Source organism: Neisseria sp. 20925_1_37 (genome assembly GCF_041433255.1).
In the GTDB taxonomy this organism is placed as follows: Bacteria; Pseudomonadota; Gammaproteobacteria; order Burkholderiales; family Neisseriaceae; genus Neisseria; species Neisseria flavescens_D.
This window is the reverse complement of sequence record NZ_JAPWBC010000004.1, coordinates 89,075-104,846: the sequence shown is the minus strand read 5'-3', so window position 1 is coordinate 104,846 and position 15,772 is coordinate 89,075. Positions and strand designations below refer to the sequence as shown.

Below are 15,772 nucleotides of genomic sequence, written 5' to 3'. Positions count from 1 at the left end.
TTGATGAGCTATATCGAACAGTTGGGCAAGAATGCCCAAAAAGCCAGTAAAACGTTGATCAGCTTGGGAAGCATGGAAAAAAACAATCTGCTGCGTCAGGTTGCAACGGCGTTGGTTGAACAGACTGAGATGATTTTGGCGGAAAATGCCCGCGATTTGGCCGCTGCAAAAGAAAACGGCATTTCGGACATTATGCTTGACAGGCTGCGCTTGAATCATGAACGCATCAAAGGCATTGCAGAAGGCGTTGAGCAGGTTGCCGATTTGCAGGACCCGATTGGGCAGGTTGTCCACGGCTATACCAATCTGGACGGTTTGAAGATTGTTCAAAAACGCGTGCCTTTGGGTGTGGTCGCTATGATTTTTGAGAGCCGCCCTAATGTTTCGGTCGATGCGTTTTCTTTGGCCTTTAAAACCGGAAATGCCATTATTTTGCGTGGCGGTCGCGACGCGATCCATTCAAATACCGCATTGATTGCCGTCATCAGGCAGACTTTGGTAAAAGCGGGGATGGATGCTGATGTGGTGCAACTGGTTGAAGATACCAGTCATGCCGCTGCCGAGGAATTGATGCAGGCAGTCGATTATATTGATGTACTGATTCCGCGCGGCGGCGCGCGCTTGATTCAGACGGTGAAAGAGAAATCGAAAGTTCCCGTCATTGAAACCGGGGTCGGTAATTGCCATATTTATGTAGACGACAGTGCCGATTTGGAGATGGCGGTCAATATCGTCGTAAACGCCAAAACGCAGCGTCCGAGCGTGTGTAATGCCGCTGAATCTTTGGTTGTCCACGAAAAGATAGCGGAAGCGTTTTTGCCCAAACTGGAAGAAGCCGTTGCCAAAGTACATCCGGTCGAATTTAGAGCCGATCAGGAAGCGCTGCGTATTTTTAAAAATGCTGTTTTGGCAACCAATGAAGATTATGGTACCGAGTTTCTTGACTATATTATGTCGGTCAAGACAGTGAAATCAGTAGAAGAAGCCGTCGATTGGATTAATGGCCATACGACGCATCACTCGGAAGCGATTGTGACCCAAAGCATTGCCCATGCCGAGTTTTTCCAAGAAAGCATTGATGCGGCGGCGGTTTATGTCAATGCATCCACTCGGTTTACCGACGGCTTTGTTTTCGGATTGGGCGCGGAAATCGGTATTTCCACCCAAAAAATGCACGCCCGTGGCCCGATGGGTTTGGAAGCGCTGACTTCGACCAAGTTCTACATCAACGGCAACGGTCAGATCCGACATTGATAAACGCCCCCTCAACTTCATCAATTTGCGTATAATGGCGGGAAATTTGATTTTTCCCGAACAACCGATTTAGTAAAAAGGAACACACCATGTCCTCTATCCACGATCAAATCAAAGAAGTCGTTACCACACACCGCGTCGTATTGTTCATGAAAGGCACGAAGCAATTCCCGCAATGCGGCTTCTCTTCCCGTGCCGTACAAATCCTGAATGCGGCAGGTTGCACCGACTATGTAACCGTCAACGTATTGGAAAACGATGCCGTACGCCAAGGCATTAAAGAATACAGCGACTGGCCGACCATTCCTCAACTGTACGTTAACGGCGAATTTGTCGGCGGCTCCGACATTTTGATGGAAATGTACGAAGCCGGCGAATTGCAAGAATTGTTGAAAGCTTAAGCATTTTAAATATTCACGCAATGTAAAATTGTTGACAAAGGCCGTCTGAAACCCTGATTCAGACGGCCTTTCGCATGAATACGCACTTTGCGCGCCATGCGAAAAAAAGTATAATCCCCCTCCATCAACGCAATTCGGAAAATCAACATGAACGTTACCGTTATCAACCACCCTTTAGTCCGACACAAACTCACGCTGATGCGTGAAGCGGATTGCAGCACTTACAAATTCCGCACGCTTACCACCGAGTTGGCACGTCTGATGGCATATGAGGCCAGCCGTGATTTTGAAATTGAAAAATACATTATTGACGGCTGGTGCGGCTCTATTGAAGGCGACCGCATCAAAGGCAAAACGCTGACCGTCGTCCCGATTTTGCGTGCCGGTTTGGGTATGCTCGACGGCGTACTCGACCTGATTCCGACTGCCAAAATCAGCGTTGTCGGCTTGCAGCGCGATGAAGAAACTTTGAAACCGGTTTCTTATTTTGAAAAATTTGTCGACAGCATGGACGAACGTCCCGCGCTGATTATCGACCCAATGTTGGCGACCGGCGGCTCTATGGTTGCCACCATCGACCTTTTGAAAGCCAAAGGTTGCCGCAACATCAAAGCATTGGTATTGGTTGCCGCACCGGAAGGTGTGAAAGCCGTCAACGAGGCGCATCCTGATGTAACCATCTACACTGCCGCGCTCGACAGCCACTTGAACGAACACGGCTACATCATTCCCGGTTTGGGCGATGCCGGCGATAAGATTTTCGGTACACGTTAATTGAAATGTTTAAGGCCGTCTGAAAAGTGTCAAACCTAAACTTTCAGACGGCCTTGTTATATGGTTTGCTTTAAAACCCACATCAGAAAGGACAATCATGAGCTTCCAAGATAATCTTGCCGCCATGCCTGCCATCGATCATTTAAGCGGCTTGGATATTCTCGACAAAGAGGGCAATGTGGTTCATCACATTCCCAATGCACCCGGCAAACAAGGCTCGCTCAAGCTTTACCATGCTTTGGCGCAAGAGTTTGGCGGTAAACTTGACGCAGCGGCGGCAGAACGCGGCCTGGCATGGTTTGCCGAACATGTTGCCGATGCCGAAGCCAATCCGGGCAAACATCCGAATATTGATTTGCTGTTTAAAGTGAAGGCTGAAAATGCCAGCCTGACTTTGAAACCATTGGCTGCTTAATGAATACAAAAAAGGCCGTCTGAAAACAATATTCAGACGGCCTTTTTATATGCTTAAAGCCTTAAGCGATAGAGGCTTCAACGAATGCAGTCAGTTGGCCTTTAGCCAGTGCGCCGACTTTAGTGGCAACGTTTTCGCCGTTTTTGAACACCATCAGGGTAGGGATGCCGCGAACGCCGAATTTGGCTGGAGTGGCTTCATTGTCGTCGATGTTGATTTTAACGACTTTCAGACGGCCTTGGAATTCGGAGGCAATGTCGTCCAAGATTGGAGCGATCATTTTGCAAGGGCCGCACCATGGTGCCCAGAAGTCCAGCAATACAGGTACGTCGGATTTCAAAACGTCTTGTTCGAAGCTGGCATCGCTGGCGTGGATAATCAATTCGCTGCTCATGTTTGTTTCCTTTTGAATGGGGATCGATAAATATGTTGTTCAGAATAGTGGCAGACAGGGAAAATTTCAAGTGCCGCCACTAGGTAATAGTTTTTTTGAAATGCGCCTATCGTAATCCTTAAAGATTCAGACGGCCTCTTGGACCATGTGGCCGGAGTGGGCAATCAAATGGCGCGTGTAGTCGCTGCTTGGATTGGCAAACACGCTTTCGCATTCGCCCTCTTCAACGACTTGACCGTCTTTCAACACCATCACGCGGTGGGAAATGGCGCGGATCACGGCGAGGTCGTGGCTGATGATGATGAAGGCGAGGCCGTATTCTTTTTGCAGGCCGCTGAGCAATTCAAGGATTTGTTGTTGCCATTGGACATCGAGTGCGCTGGTTGGTTCGTCTAATACGAGGATTTTCGGGCGGACAATGATGGCACGGGCGATGGCGAGGCGTTGGCGCTGGCCGCCGGAGAATGCGTGCGGATAGCGTTCGAGTGCATCTTCGGGCAGGCCGACTTGTTTGAGGACTTCTTGAACGCGGCGGCGCATTTCTTCGCGCGGCATACTAGGCTCGTGAACGCGCAAGGCTTCGGAGACGGTATCAAAGACGTTCATGCGCGGATTGAATGCGCCGAACGGGTCTTGGAACACCATTTGGATTTCGCGGCGCAATTCATGTCGCCATGGCTCGCCGTTGATGTTCAGGCTGCCTTCGGAATCGATAAGGTGCATAACGGCTTTCGCCAGCGTGGTTTTGCCGCAGCCACTTTCGCCGATGATGCCCAATGTTTCCCCTGATTTGAGATCGAAAGAAACGGGGTTGAGAATGGTTTTGTCGCGTTTTTTAAACCAGCCGTCTGATTCTTTGACGGAAAAGGCGATTTGTTCGGCCCTAAGGACGGTGGCAGGGTTTTCAGGCAATGGAGCCACTCGGCGCGTTGTGCCGGCGTTGAGCAGCATTTTGGTGTATTCGTGCTGCGGATTGGCGAAGACTTCGGCTGCTTTGCCGGTTTCGAGGATACGGCCGTCACGCATAACGGCGACATCGTCGGCAAAACGGCGCACAAGGTTTAAGTCGTGCGTAATGTAGAGCATGGTCATGCCGTGTTCTTCCTGCAGGCGTGAGAGCAGGTCGAGGATTTGGGCTTGGACGGCAACGTCCAAAGCGGTGGTCGGTTCGTCGGCAATCAGGAGCTTGGGCTGGGCTGATACGGCCATGGCAATCATAGCGCGTTGGCGTTGGCCTCCGGAAAGTTGGAAAGGATAGGCCTGGGCTTTTTGCTCGGGCTGGTGGATGCCGGTTTCGTCTAGGAGTTCGATAGCGCGCGCCCATGCCTGTTTTTTATCCAAACCCAAATGCAGGGACAGGACTTCGGCGATTTGTTCGCCGACGCGCATGACAGGGTTGAGGGCGGTCATGGGTTCTTGAAACACCATGCCGATTTCGCGGCCGCGCAGTTTTTGCAGGGCGCGTTCGGGCTGGGTCAGCAGATCGGTTCCGCAATATTTCAGACGGCCTTCAAAGGTAACCATCGGATTCAGGCGCATGATGCCTTGCGACAATACGGTTTTGCCGCTGCCGCTCTCGCCGACCAATGCCAGTTTGCGGCCGGGTTGCAAGGTCAGGTTGATATCGTGCAGGACTTGCTTGCTCGGAAAGGAGCCGTTTAGGTTTTCGATTTCGAGTATAGGTGTCGTCATGGTCGTGGCCGTCTGAAAAGGTTTGTGGAATACAGGTTGTTTTCAGACGGCCTGCATGAATCAAGAGGCCGTCTGAAACAGCGGTTTAGTCTTGAAACTGTTCTTTGAGTTTGCGTTTTAACACTTTGCCAGTGGCATTGCGCGGCAGCTCGTCTTGGAAGATGATTTGTTTGGGGATTTTAAAGTTTGCCAACAGGCCGCGCAGGTGGCTGCGGACTTCGGCTTCTTCCAGTTTCATGCCTTCTTTGAGTTGGATAAAGGCAATGATTTCTTCATCTGCGTATTGGTCTTTCACGCCGATGACGGCAGCGGCTTCCACGGCATCGAGTTTGTAGATGGCTTCTTCGATTTCGCGCGGATAGACGTTTTGGCCTTTGGAGATAATCAGGTCTTTTTTGCGGTCAACGATGAAGATAAAGCCGTCTTCGTCTATGGTAACGAAGTCGCCGGTTTTCAGCCAACCGTTGACAATGGTTTCATCAGTGGCGTCAGGCATATTGAGGTAGCCTTGCATAACCGAGCCGCCTTTGATGATGAGTTCGCCCACTTCACCGCGCGGCACTTCGATCAATTCGTCATCGACGGCTTTCACGGTCAGGCCGGGTAGGGCGACACCGACGCTGGCAGTTTTTTGGCGCTCAGGCGTATTGACAGCAACAACGGGCGAGCATTCGCTCAAGCCGTAGCCTTCCAGCAATTTGGCGCGCGGGAATTTGGCTTTGAAGTCGTCAATGGTTTGTCCGGCCAGAGGCGCGCCGCCGCTGATAAACAGACGGACGCGATTGAACCATCTGAAATACCAAGGGATTTTAGCTTTGCTCATGGCAGTGTAAATAGCCGGTACGCCGAGGAAAATGGTAGCGCGTTTGAGCAAAACCTGTTTCAACACGTTGGAGAACGGGAAGACGGATTTGACCAAAATAATCGAGCAGGCTTGATATATCGGCAGCAAAACCATGGCAGTCAGAGTAAAGCTGTGGAACATAGGCAAGAAGACGACGAAGCGGTCTTTTTGCGAAATTTGGAAAATTTGTTCGACGCCCGAAAGGTTGGAAAATAGGTTGCTGTAACTGATTAATGCGCCTTTTGGGTGGCCGGTTGTGCCGGAGGTGTAGATGATGTGCGCCAAATCGTTGACGGACGGCTGACGGCTCAGATTCGGCTTGCCGGGGAATGTACGCGCGGCATCGAAATAGCTGTCATCGCCACTGGCGGCGTTGGTTTCGCCAATCCAGATGATTTTATTGACTTTGGTTTTGGCTTTGATGTTTTTGAGTTCTTTGGCCAACGGCGCGGATGCGAACATAAAGCGTGCGCCGCAGTCATTGAGGATGTAGGAAAATTCTTCGCTTTTCAAAAAGACGTTGAGTGGGACGGCTACCGCGCCGATGGAAGTAATGGCGAAATAGGCGGCAATAAATTCGGGAGAGTTGGAAACGACAAGGGAAACCCTGTCGCCATATTGTACGCCTTGGTGTTGCAGATAGGCGGCGACGGTTTCTACTTCACGTTTGAGGGAGGAATAGCTGATTTTTTCTTTATCGTTGAAAATGACCGTGCCTTTACCGTTTTTTTGGCAGGCTGCAGTCAGCATAGCGTAAAAATTAGGGTGGGTGTGCATTTCGGAGTTTGTGTCCATATTGTGTCGATTGATGTACGGTTTCGATGAACCGTTTATTTCGAAGGATAGGTTTTACATCCTATCGGTAAAATAAGCAAGAGGCCGTCTGAAAATACTTTCAGACGGCCTTGCGCTTTGCTGGGCTTAGGAAAGCAATATTTTGAATTTAAACTTACTTATTGTGTTGATGGGAAAATTCCCATTCTTCAAAAGTCTGCCGTTCGGAAGATAGCGCAAGCCGATTGAGTTTCTGTCTCAAGCCATTTCGAGTTTGCCGCTGTGTTTGAGGCAGAACTCGGATGACGGGCAGGCAGAGCCGATGGTAGAGGCTTTAGACCTAGCCGTTGTTCAGACGGCCATCGGGTACTTTGTTAAACAGGCGATAGAAATTGTCGCTGGTGTTTTGTGCCAATGTTTCCAAGCTCTCGCCGCGCAGATTGGCTAAGAACTCGGCTGTATAGCGGACGTAGGAAGGCTCGTTTTGTTTGCCGCGTTTGGGAACCGGCGCGAGGAAAGGCGCATCGGTTTCTACCAAGATTCTATCGGCTGGGACGTATTTGGCAGCTTCCTGAATCAGCGGCGCATTTTTAAACGTCACAATGCCGGAGAAGGAGATATACATGCCCAAATCCAAAGCGGCTTTGGCAAAGGCAACGTCTTCAGAGAAGCAGTGAATCACGCCGGAATTAGTGTGGCACTCTTTCAAAATCCGCAACGTGTCTTCGGCTGCATCGCGCGTGTGGACGATAACGGGCAGGCCGCTTTCGTTGGCTGCTTGGATATGGTCGGCAAAGCGTTGATGTTGCCATGACAAATCGCCTTTGCACCAGTAATAGTCCAAACCGGTTTCGCCGATACCGACGATTTTCGGATGTTTGGCGGCCTCTACCATTTCGGCAATGGTAAATTCTTCTGCTTCTTGGCTGTCGGGATGTATGCCGATGGTGCAGTAGATGTGGTCATTTGCCTGAGCAATGTCGAAGACTTCGGCAAAACTTTGTTTGCTGACGCTGATGGCAAGCGCCTGTTTGACGCTTTGCGCTTCCATATTGGCAAAGACTTCGGGCAGGCGGTCTTTTAAGCCGTCAAAGTTGAGATGGCAATGTGAATCGATTAAATACATGGTATTACAGGGTAAAAGTAGTGCGGTCGCTGCGCAGGCGCGGGCCAAGCTCGGCTTCGATCAGGTTTTTTGCCTGCAGGCAGCTTTCGTGTTCGGAGAATGCAAGGCCTACGCCTTTGGGGCGATGGGCCGAGGTGCGCGCCGGATTGATCCAAACGACTTTGGTTGGCAGGAAGCGTTTGGGGTAGTCGGCGATTTCTACGGCCAAGAGGATGTCTTCGCCTAGGGAGAATACGTCATCGGTCGGTACGAACAGGCCGCCGTGTTCTAAAAACGGCATATAGCAGTTGTACAACAAATTGGGGTCTTTGAGTTGCAAAGCCAACATCTTCGCCGGAATGTCTTTTTTATTCATCATTTATTACCTGTTAGGGTTTGTTTTGCCAAAAATCTAAATATTCGATAAGCAGATACTCAAGCTGCATTTTAACACTCAAGGTATGGTATCCGTAAGGGTTGAGCGCGTTCAGACGGCCCAATAGGGCAAACAGCTTGCGTGAATCGGTTTTAGAGGCCGTCTGAAGCAGGGCTTGGGCATGGTGCGGATAATAAAGCGGCGCCATGCTTTGTTGTGCCAAGCCGACATCCATCAGCCACTTTTGCAGCCAGTCGATGAAAACGGCCAGCGGTTGTTTTTGTTTGTCGAACGCGGCGGCATAGTCGAGTATGGCCAACAGGCGCGGGGCAGCCAGCAGCGCCAGCAATTCTTCGCGCAATGCGTCCAATTCGGGAGTCGGCGTGAATAAAGGCGCGCCGCTGTGGAATGCTAATAAGCCTTCAGCATTTTCCACGCCCTGTTGGCGCAGGTATGCCGCAGCCTGCTCATGGGTAGGCGAGGGCAGCACCATCTGGCGACAACGGCTTTTGATGGTGGGCAGGAGTTTGTCGCGCGCATGGGTAACGAGCAGGAAAACGACGTGTTGCGGCGGCTCTTCCAAAGCTTTCAATAAACCGTTTGCCGCCTGTGTGTTCATGCTTTCAGCCGGATGTACCAATACCACGCGCAGGCCGCCGCGGACAGCGGTCAGGTAAATGTTTTCCACAATATTGCGCACGGCATCGATTTTGATTTGCAGGAGTTTGCGTCCCGTTGCCTCGCCTTCGGGAATTTCCGGCGTGAGTTCGTAAAAGTCGGGATGGGTGTTTTGGCTGAACAAATGGCACGAAGCACACTCGCCGCAGGGTTCATGACCGGACTTGGGCGATTCGCACAGCAATGCCTGCGCGACAAAGCGGGCAAACTCGGTTTTGCCGGTATTTTCTTTGCCGGTAAACAGCCAAGCGTTGGGACGGTTTTGCCAATGAGCGGCAAGCTGTTGCCATTGGGTTTCATGCCATGGATAAATCATATCGTTTGGGAACTATAAGGTAGGTGGTTATTATACGCTCAGGCCGTCTGAAAAAGGTTTCAGGCGGCCTTTTATTGACTGCCTAAAAATTAATCAAATATCGTTTTGTTTTGAAATATCAAACATTAAGCCGACTTATTCACAGCCTTTGCACACGCTTGTTTGGGGAAAATGTGCATTTTGTCCGGCGGTAAAGTTGTGCTTAAAATTTAGGCAGTCCTATTTTTTAATGTTAAATCAGACAGTAATCTGATTTATGCACAAGCTGTCCACGCGATTGAACAGTGAAAATGTGCATGGTGGGGATATATTTCAGACGGCCTTATTTGCTGATTTTCAACAAAGCGGTCAAATCCCCGATAAATTTCGGTTCCCGTTTGATGAGGTAAACAATCAACGGAAGATTACCCACGGCAACAATCAAATACAGCAGCGTAATACTGTCGAACAACATCAGCAAAACCGCGCTTAAAATGGCAGCCGACACCATAAACACGCCGTTGATGATGTTGTTGGCGGCGACGGCGTGGGCGCGGAAGGTTTCGCTGCTGGCGGTTTGCAGCCAAGTGTAGAGCGGTACGGAGAAGAAGCCGCCGAAAAAGCCGATGGCCGACATCACGAGCATAATCGGATACGCTTGAGCTTGCGATAAAAACCAAATAATGCCGTTTAATTCAGTAAAGCGTTGGCCGTGGGTCAGCCACACCAGCAATAATCCACAGACAGTCAGACCTAATGTGCCGATGGTGACCAGGCCCAAAATCAGGCGCTCATGGCTGAGTTTGGCGCATAACACCGAGCCGATAGCGATACCGATGGAGAACAGCGCCAACATCAGGTTGAACACATTATCGTTGCCGCCCAAATGGATTTGCGTGAACGTCGGCAGTTGGGTGGTATAAACCGAGCCGATAAACCAAAACCATGAAATACCGATGATGGACGTGAATACGGGACGATCGGCCGTCGCTTCACGAATCAGTGAATTCGTGCCTTTGATGATGTTCCATTCGATTTTTGTGTCCGGCATTTTAGCGGGTACAGACGGCATAAACAGGCTGGTCATCGTACCGCCGATGGCGACCAATAACACCAAACCGCCAACAATATACGGCGGAACACCTGCGACTGCGGTGCCCAAAATTTGGCCGAGCAAAATGGCGATAAACGTACCCGATTCAATCAGGCTGTTGCCCATAATCAGCTCTTTGTCGTTGAGGTAATCGGGCAAAATCGCGTATTTCAGCGGGCCGAACAAGGTCGATTGCGTGCCCATGCAAAACAGGCAGATTAAAAGCAAAGGCGCGGATTGGATGTAGAAGCCATACGCCGCCACTGCCATGATGATGATTTCCAACAGCTTGATCCAGCGTGCCAAAACGGCTTTATCGAATTTGTTGCTCAGTTGTCCTGACAGCGCGGAAAACAGGAAGTAGGGCAGGATAAACAGCATCGCACCCAAGTTCAGCATTTGGCTGGGTGGCAGAAAGTCGTTTTTACCCAAACCGTAAAAACTGATCATCACGAATAATGTGGTTTTGAACATATTATCGTTCAACGCGCCCAAAAACTGCGTCCCAAAGAGCGGCGCGAAACGGCGGGTCGTGTGGAAATTCAGATTGTCTTTTTTAAGGCTCATCGTTTGGATTCTTTGTCTTCGTCTTTTTCGATCAGTTTTTCAGTGGAGTCGTCGTCCATCAAAATGCGGTGCGCAGGTCCTTCAAGGTCGTCAAACTGTCCGTTTTTACCCGACCACCAGAAAAACCAACCGATGATAAAGGCCAAAATAATGCTGATGGGGACAAGGATAAACATACTTTCCATTACATTGCTCCGGTCAAATCGGTCAGGATAAAGGTTTTACCGCTGATGGTCAGGTATTCGTTGCGCAACGCACCAATATTTTTATCGTCAAAAAACAATTCGATACGGTCTTTAACCACGCGCCAGTATTGTGGGATATCGGTTTGCTCGAAAGGCGACAATACCGCCGCTTCGGCTGCATCTTCGCTTTGCAGCTTGACTACAAAGCGTCCGCTTTGCGGCGGATTTTGCGATTCATCATCTGCCAACATAATAAAAAATCCAGCGTGTTCGCCGTCTTGAGTGTGGATACTGAAATAATGCATATCGGGAAATCTTCAAAACCTCCGTCATTTTTTCAGACGGCCTAAAATAAAATTCCGTCCATTTTACATCAAATATTAAGTCAAGCAGCCGATTACATTTTTTGTTAGAATACGGCGTTTACTTTGTTAATCTGTTCAGACCGCTACCCACTACGTCCCACAAGGGGTGCAACCCAGCCGGAGCAGCAGTAAGGCCCCGACAAAAAATGCCGTCTGAAACCTCAAGGAGCATAAAAATGTCACAAAAATTAATCTTGGTTTTGAACTGCGGTAGCTCTTCCCTCAAAGGTGCCGTATTGGATAACGACAGCGGCGAAGTATTGCTGAGCTGCCTGGCAGAAAAGCTCAATCTGCCTGATGCCTACATTACCTTTAAATTCAACGGCGAAAAACACAAAGTTGACCTGTCTGCCAAGCCCGACCACACCGGCGCAGTTGAAGCCCTGATGGAAGAACTCAAAGCCCACGGCCTCGACAGCCGCATCGGCGCCATCGGTCACCGCGTCGTCAGCGGCGGCGAGTTGTACAGTGAATCCATCCTCGTTGACGACGAAGTTATCGCCGGCATCGAAAAATGTATTCCGCTCGCTCCGCTGCACAACCCTGCGCACCTCTTGGGTCTGCGTGCCGCACAAAGCATTTTCAAAGGTTTGCCTAACGTTGTCGTATTCGACACTGCATTCCACCAAACCATGCCGGAACATGCCTACACCTACGCTGTTCCACATGAATTGTATGAAAAATACGGCTTGCGTCGCTACGGCGCGCACGGTACCAGCTACCGCTACGTTTCTGATGAAACCGCCCGTTTCCTCGGTAAAGATAAAAAAGACCTGCGCATGGTGATTGCCCACTTGGGTAACGGCGCATCTATTACCGCCGTCGCCAACGGCGAATCACGCGATACCAGCATGGGTCTGACTCCGCTGGAAGGTTTGGTCATGGGTACCCGCAGTGGCGATATCGACCCTTCAGTTTTCAGCTTCTTGGCTGAAAATGCCAACATGACCATCGCCCAAATCACTGACATGCTGAACAAAAAATCAGGCCTGCTCGGTATCTCCGGTTTGTCCAACGACTGCCGTACCATCGAAGAAGAAGCTGCCAAAGGTCATCCGGGCGCCAAACTGGCTCTGGAAATGTTCATCTACCGCTTGGCTAAATACATTGGCAGCATGACAGTAGCGGCAGGCGGTTTGGACGCATTGGTCTTCACCGGCGGTATCGGTGAAAACTCCGACATCATCCGCGAACGTGTATTGGGCTACTTGGGCTTCCTCGGTCTGCACATTGACCAAGAAGCCAACCTGAAAGCCCGTTTCGGCAATGCCGGTGTGATTACCACTGCCGACAGCAAAGCTGTTGCCGTTGTGATTCCTACCAACGAAGAATTGATGATTGCGCACGATACTGCCCGTCTGAGCGGCCTGTAATCCGTCATCATTGAAAACCTGCCCGCAAGGGCAGGTTTTTTGTTGTGTATAGATGAAGAAAATTTTGAGGGTATATCGAAAAAAGCCGGCAAACATTGTGTTTGTTGGTGTTTGAAGTAAAAAAAGGCCGTCTGAAAATGATATTTCAGACGGCCTTTATTGTTTGTTTTAAGCCTTATTCCGGACCGCGGAATGTGTCGTGGCAAGATTTGCAGCTTGCACCGGTTTCGCCGTAAGCGGCTTTGATTTCTTCGAGCTTGCCGGTTTGGGCAGCAGCGTTGAGTTTCTCAACCGCAGCAACGAATTTTTCTTCTTCGGCTTTGAATGTGGCTGTGTCTGTCCAGATGGCAGGCAGGGCGCGGCCGTTGCCTTGAGGGTCGGATTCAAACAGGGTGAACGGTTTTTTGCTGTTTTCGGCGAAGGTTGCAGCGGCTTGTTTGAATTTTTCTACGTCGTAAGGCTCTTCGTCTTTGACCATTTTGCCCATGCGGGTAAACTCGGGCATCATGGATTTGAACGCGGCCGTACGGTCTTCGGAAATCGGGCCTTTAGGCTGGGAAGGCGCACCGCTGCCGCCGCAGGCGGAAAGCGTAAGCACCACTGTTGCCAAAGCAACAGGGAGAAAACGGGTTTTCATATGGAGTGTGTCCTATTGTAATGATATGATTATCGTTAAATTTAAAATCAGCCGGCCAACCACTCAGGCCGTCTGATGAGGCGTTATCATACCTTAAACCCAAATCTGAAACGAGTACAGAAAGGAAACGATATGGCAATTTTGATTACCGGGGCATCGGCAGGATTCGGCGCGGCAATGTGCCGTACTTTTGTTGCGGCAGGCTATCATGTCATTGGCGCGGCACGACGCGAAGACAAATTGCAGCAGTTGGCAGAGGAATTGGGCGAGCAGTTTTACCCTTTGGAAATGGATGTTTCGCGCACGGAGTCGATTCAAAACGCTTTGAACAGCCTGCCCGAGCATTTGTCCGAAATCGATTGCCTGATCAACAACGCCGGTTTGGCTTTGGGTTTGGATACTGCCGATAAAGCCGATTTTGGCGATTGGGAAACCATGATTCAAACCAATATCATCGGCCTGACTTTTCTGACCCGCCAGATTTTGCCGCAAATGGTAGCGCGCAAACAAGGCTACATCATCAATTTGGGTTCGATTGCCGGCAGTTATGCTTATTCCGGCAGTAATGTCTATGGCGCGACCAAGGCTTTTGTGCGCCAATTCAGTATGAACCTGCGCGCCGAATTGGCAGACAAAAATATCCGCATTACCAATATCGAACCGGGTTTGTGCGGCGATACCGAGTTTTCCAATGTCCGTTTCAAAGGCGACGATCAGCGTGCGGCCGAGGTTTATGAGAATGTCGAGTTTATCCAGCCGCAAGATATTGCCGATACCGCTTTATGGCTCTATCAGCGTCCGGCGCGGATGAACGTCAATTCCATCGAAATCATGCCGGTTGCCCAGACCTTTGCAGGCATGAAAGTTTACCGTGACGCGCCTGTTCCGGTGAAGGCAGAAACATTCGAAAAACAAAGCATGTCTTTGTTTGGAAAAATAAAATCTTGGTTTAAGTAATCGGCATCAGGCCGTCTGAACATTTCAGACGGCCTCTTTGTTATCTGAAATTGAACAAACACGTTATAATGTAATTTTTTTTTAACAAGGCCGTCTGAAAGGCTGTTTCAGTTATGAACGCAATCAAACAAAAAATCTTAGAACAAGCGCAGCGCGATGGCGTGCAGGTAACCGCATTGCGCGATCAAGTGCTTGATATTGTTTTGAAACAAAGCGGCGTGATTAAAGCCTATAACGTTCTGTCGCAGATGCAGCAGCAAAGCGAGGGCGTGGTTGCGCCGCCGACGGCCTACCGCGCCCTTGATTTTTGGGCGGAACAGGGTGTTTTGCACAAAGTGGCGGCGGTCAACGGCTATATTTTGTGCAGCCACGCGCAGCACGAGTGTGACGACCATTGTCACGACCACGAAGAAACAGAGGCGCACCACAGCGCGTTTATTTTGGTCTGCACCGAATGCGGTACAGCGGATGAGCAGACCTTGAGCCAAGAATGGGCGGCCTTGCGTGCAGGCGTGGCTGAAACCGGTTTCTCATTAAAAGAAGAACATGTTGTTTTAACAGGAATTTGTAAAAAATGTCAGAAGTAAAAAAGACCAAAGTCCACCTGATTTCAGGCTTTCTCGGAACAGGTAAAACCACCGCACTCAAAAGTCTGATGGCGCAAAAAGACCCAAACGAAAAATGGGTCATCATCGTCAACGAATTTGGCGAAATCGGCATTGACGGCGCCGTCTTGAGCGACAACGGCATTCCCGTGGCCGAAATCGCCGGCGGCTGTTTGTGCTGTACCGCCGGCGCGCAAATGGGGACGACCGTACAAAAAATGCTGCGCGATGCCCAACCCGACCGCTTGATGATTGAAGCCAGCGGCCTGGCACACGCCGCTAGCGTTATCGACGAACTGAAAGCCAAGCCGCTCGACAGCATGCTGGAAATCGGCGCCGTCTTTACCGTTGTCGATCCGCGCCAGTTTATTAATCCCGATTACGCGCAACAGGCTTTGTATAAAGACCAAATCGGCATTTGCGACGTATTGGTCGCCAGCAAAACCGACTTGTGCACGCCGGAGCAACTGGCCGAATTTCATGATAAAGCGGCCAAACTGTTCCCGCCCAAAGCCAAAGTGGTTGAAGTCCAAAATGCGCAACTCGACATCCAGTGGCTTGATATTCCCGTGGTCGAAAAATCGCGTTACCGCCTCAAAGCCCTGCCGGACAACACCATGGGCTTCCAGTCTCAAGGCTTTACTTTCCCTGCCGGGCGCGATTTCGACGGTGAAAAATTGACCGATTTCTTCAACGATCTGCCCAAATTCACAGACGGCCTCGTCCGTGCCAAAGGCGTGTTCCAAGTGCTCGGTACTTGGGTATGGCTCAACTGGGTGGACGGACAATGGGGCGCAAACCAAGTTTCATGGCGCCGCGACTCGCGCTTCGAGCTGATTGCCAAATCCTTTGACGCGGATTTGATTGAGAAAAAATTGCTGGAGGCTTTGGAGAAGTAAATCATCGTCCAAACGCTTATTAATCCGTTACGATAACGCCGTCTGAAGCAAGCGGTTTCAGACGGCCTTCGAATCAAAAAAATAGAGGA

18 protein-coding genes are annotated in these 15,772 nt (G+C 50.2%); 8 read left to right on the top strand and 10 right to left on the bottom strand.

All coding sequences use genetic code 11. The features are described 5' to 3' along the window. The first annotated feature begins 3 nt into the window (after positions 1-3). From O3661_RS04580 to O3661_RS04565, 4 genes are all read left to right on the top strand, one after another. The gene (locus O3661_RS04580) at positions 4-1,254 is read left to right on the top strand and encodes a glutamate-5-semialdehyde dehydrogenase (protein ID WP_371492447.1); all 1,251 of its coding nucleotides are present in this window, start codon (positions 4-6) and stop codon (positions 1,252-1,254) included. Positions 1,255-1,343: 89 nt separating this feature from the next. Beyond that, the gene (gene grxD / locus O3661_RS04575; RefSeq protein WP_003681608.1) at positions 1,344-1,655 is read left to right on the top strand and encodes a Grx4 family monothiol glutaredoxin; all 312 of its coding nucleotides are present in this window, start codon (positions 1,344-1,346) and stop codon (positions 1,653-1,655) included. 147 nt (positions 1,656-1,802) lie between these two features. After that, a complete protein-coding gene (gene upp / locus O3661_RS04570) occupies positions 1,803-2,429 on the top strand; it encodes a uracil phosphoribosyltransferase (RefSeq protein WP_003746048.1) in 627 nt (208 codons plus the stop codon). 97 nt (positions 2,430-2,526) lie between these two features. Beyond that, complete coding sequence (locus O3661_RS04565) at positions 2,527-2,844, top strand: DUF2322 family protein (protein ID WP_049335566.1); 318 nt, start codon at positions 2,527-2,529, stop codon at positions 2,842-2,844. 61 nt (positions 2,845-2,905) lie between these two features. Here the strand turns inward: O3661_RS04565 and trxA are convergent, their stop codons facing one another. From trxA to O3661_RS04520, 9 genes are all read right to left on the bottom strand, one after another. Further along, positions 2,906-3,238, bottom strand: coding sequence for a thioredoxin TrxA (trxA, locus tag O3661_RS04560; RefSeq protein WP_003681479.1), 333 nt, complete (start codon positions 3,236-3,238; stop codon positions 2,906-2,908). Between the two features lie 126 nt (positions 3,239-3,364). Continuing rightward, positions 3,365-4,930 carry an ABC transporter ATP-binding protein gene (locus O3661_RS04555; protein WP_371492446.1) on the bottom strand — a complete coding sequence of 522 codons (1,566 nt, stop codon included), beginning with the start codon at positions 4,928-4,930 and terminating at the stop codon, positions 3,365-3,367. Between the two features lie 85 nt (positions 4,931-5,015). Then, positions 5,016-6,569 carry a fatty acid--CoA ligase gene (locus O3661_RS04550; RefSeq protein ID WP_371492445.1) on the bottom strand — a complete coding sequence of 518 codons (1,554 nt, stop codon included), beginning with the start codon at positions 6,567-6,569 and terminating at the stop codon, positions 5,016-5,018. Positions 6,570-6,888: 319 nt separating this feature from the next. After that, positions 6,889-7,674, bottom strand: coding sequence for a TatD family hydrolase (locus O3661_RS04545; RefSeq protein WP_003682946.1), 786 nt, complete (start codon positions 7,672-7,674; stop codon positions 6,889-6,891). Positions 7,675-7,678: 4 nt separating this feature from the next. Next, positions 7,679-8,032, bottom strand: coding sequence for a PilZ domain-containing protein (locus O3661_RS04540; RefSeq protein ID WP_003682949.1), 354 nt, complete (start codon positions 8,030-8,032; stop codon positions 7,679-7,681). Positions 8,033-8,042: 10 nt separating this feature from the next. After that, the gene (locus O3661_RS04535) at positions 8,043-9,023 is read right to left on the bottom strand and encodes a DNA polymerase III subunit delta' (protein WP_371492444.1); all 981 of its coding nucleotides are present in this window, start codon (positions 9,021-9,023) and stop codon (positions 8,043-8,045) included. Between the two features lie 322 nt (positions 9,024-9,345). Continuing rightward, positions 9,346-10,662 carry an MFS transporter gene (locus O3661_RS04530; RefSeq protein ID WP_371492443.1) on the bottom strand — a complete coding sequence of 439 codons (1,317 nt, stop codon included), beginning with the start codon at positions 10,660-10,662 and terminating at the stop codon, positions 9,346-9,348. Continuing rightward, complete coding sequence (gene ccoS / locus O3661_RS04525) at positions 10,659-10,847, bottom strand: cbb3-type cytochrome oxidase assembly protein CcoS (protein ID WP_049333240.1); 189 nt, start codon at positions 10,845-10,847, stop codon at positions 10,659-10,661. The genes O3661_RS04530 and ccoS overlap by 4 nt, the downstream gene beginning before the upstream one ends. Then, positions 10,847-11,152 carry a hypothetical protein gene (locus tag O3661_RS04520; protein WP_049335574.1) on the bottom strand — a complete coding sequence of 102 codons (306 nt, stop codon included), beginning with the start codon at positions 11,150-11,152 and terminating at the stop codon, positions 10,847-10,849. Before O3661_RS04520 ends, ccoS begins: the two co-directional genes overlap by 1 nt. 236 nt (positions 11,153-11,388) lie before the next feature. On the opposite strand from O3661_RS04520, the gene O3661_RS04515 reads away from it, so the two are divergent. Then, positions 11,389-12,585, top strand: coding sequence for an acetate kinase (locus tag O3661_RS04515; protein WP_371492442.1), 1,197 nt, complete (start codon positions 11,389-11,391; stop codon positions 12,583-12,585). A gap of 175 nt (positions 12,586-12,760) precedes the next feature. Here O3661_RS04515 and O3661_RS04510 read toward each other — a convergent pair whose 3' ends face one another. After that, positions 12,761-13,222: a cytochrome c gene (locus O3661_RS04510; RefSeq protein WP_063068203.1), complete on the bottom strand. Its 462-nt coding sequence runs from the start codon at positions 13,220-13,222 to the stop codon at positions 12,761-12,763. 132 nt (positions 13,223-13,354) lie between these two features. Between O3661_RS04510 and O3661_RS04505 the strand changes: the two genes are divergently transcribed. The 3 genes from O3661_RS04505 to O3661_RS04495 all read left to right on the top strand — a co-directional run bounded on the left by O3661_RS04505 (position 13,355) and on the right by O3661_RS04495 (position 15,683). Continuing rightward, complete coding sequence (locus O3661_RS04505; protein ID WP_371492440.1) at positions 13,355-14,179, top strand: SDR family oxidoreductase; 825 nt, start codon at positions 13,355-13,357, stop codon at positions 14,177-14,179. A 113-nt stretch (positions 14,180-14,292) separates the two neighbouring features. After that, entirely contained in the window at positions 14,293-14,766 is a 474-nt protein-coding gene (locus O3661_RS04500) for a Fur family transcriptional regulator (protein ID WP_371492439.1), read from the top strand. Then, entirely contained in the window at positions 14,754-15,683 is a 930-nt protein-coding gene (locus O3661_RS04495; RefSeq protein WP_070838309.1) for a GTP-binding protein, read from the top strand. The genes O3661_RS04500 and O3661_RS04495 overlap by 13 nt, the downstream gene beginning before the upstream one ends. Positions 15,684-15,772 lie beyond the last annotated feature (89 nt).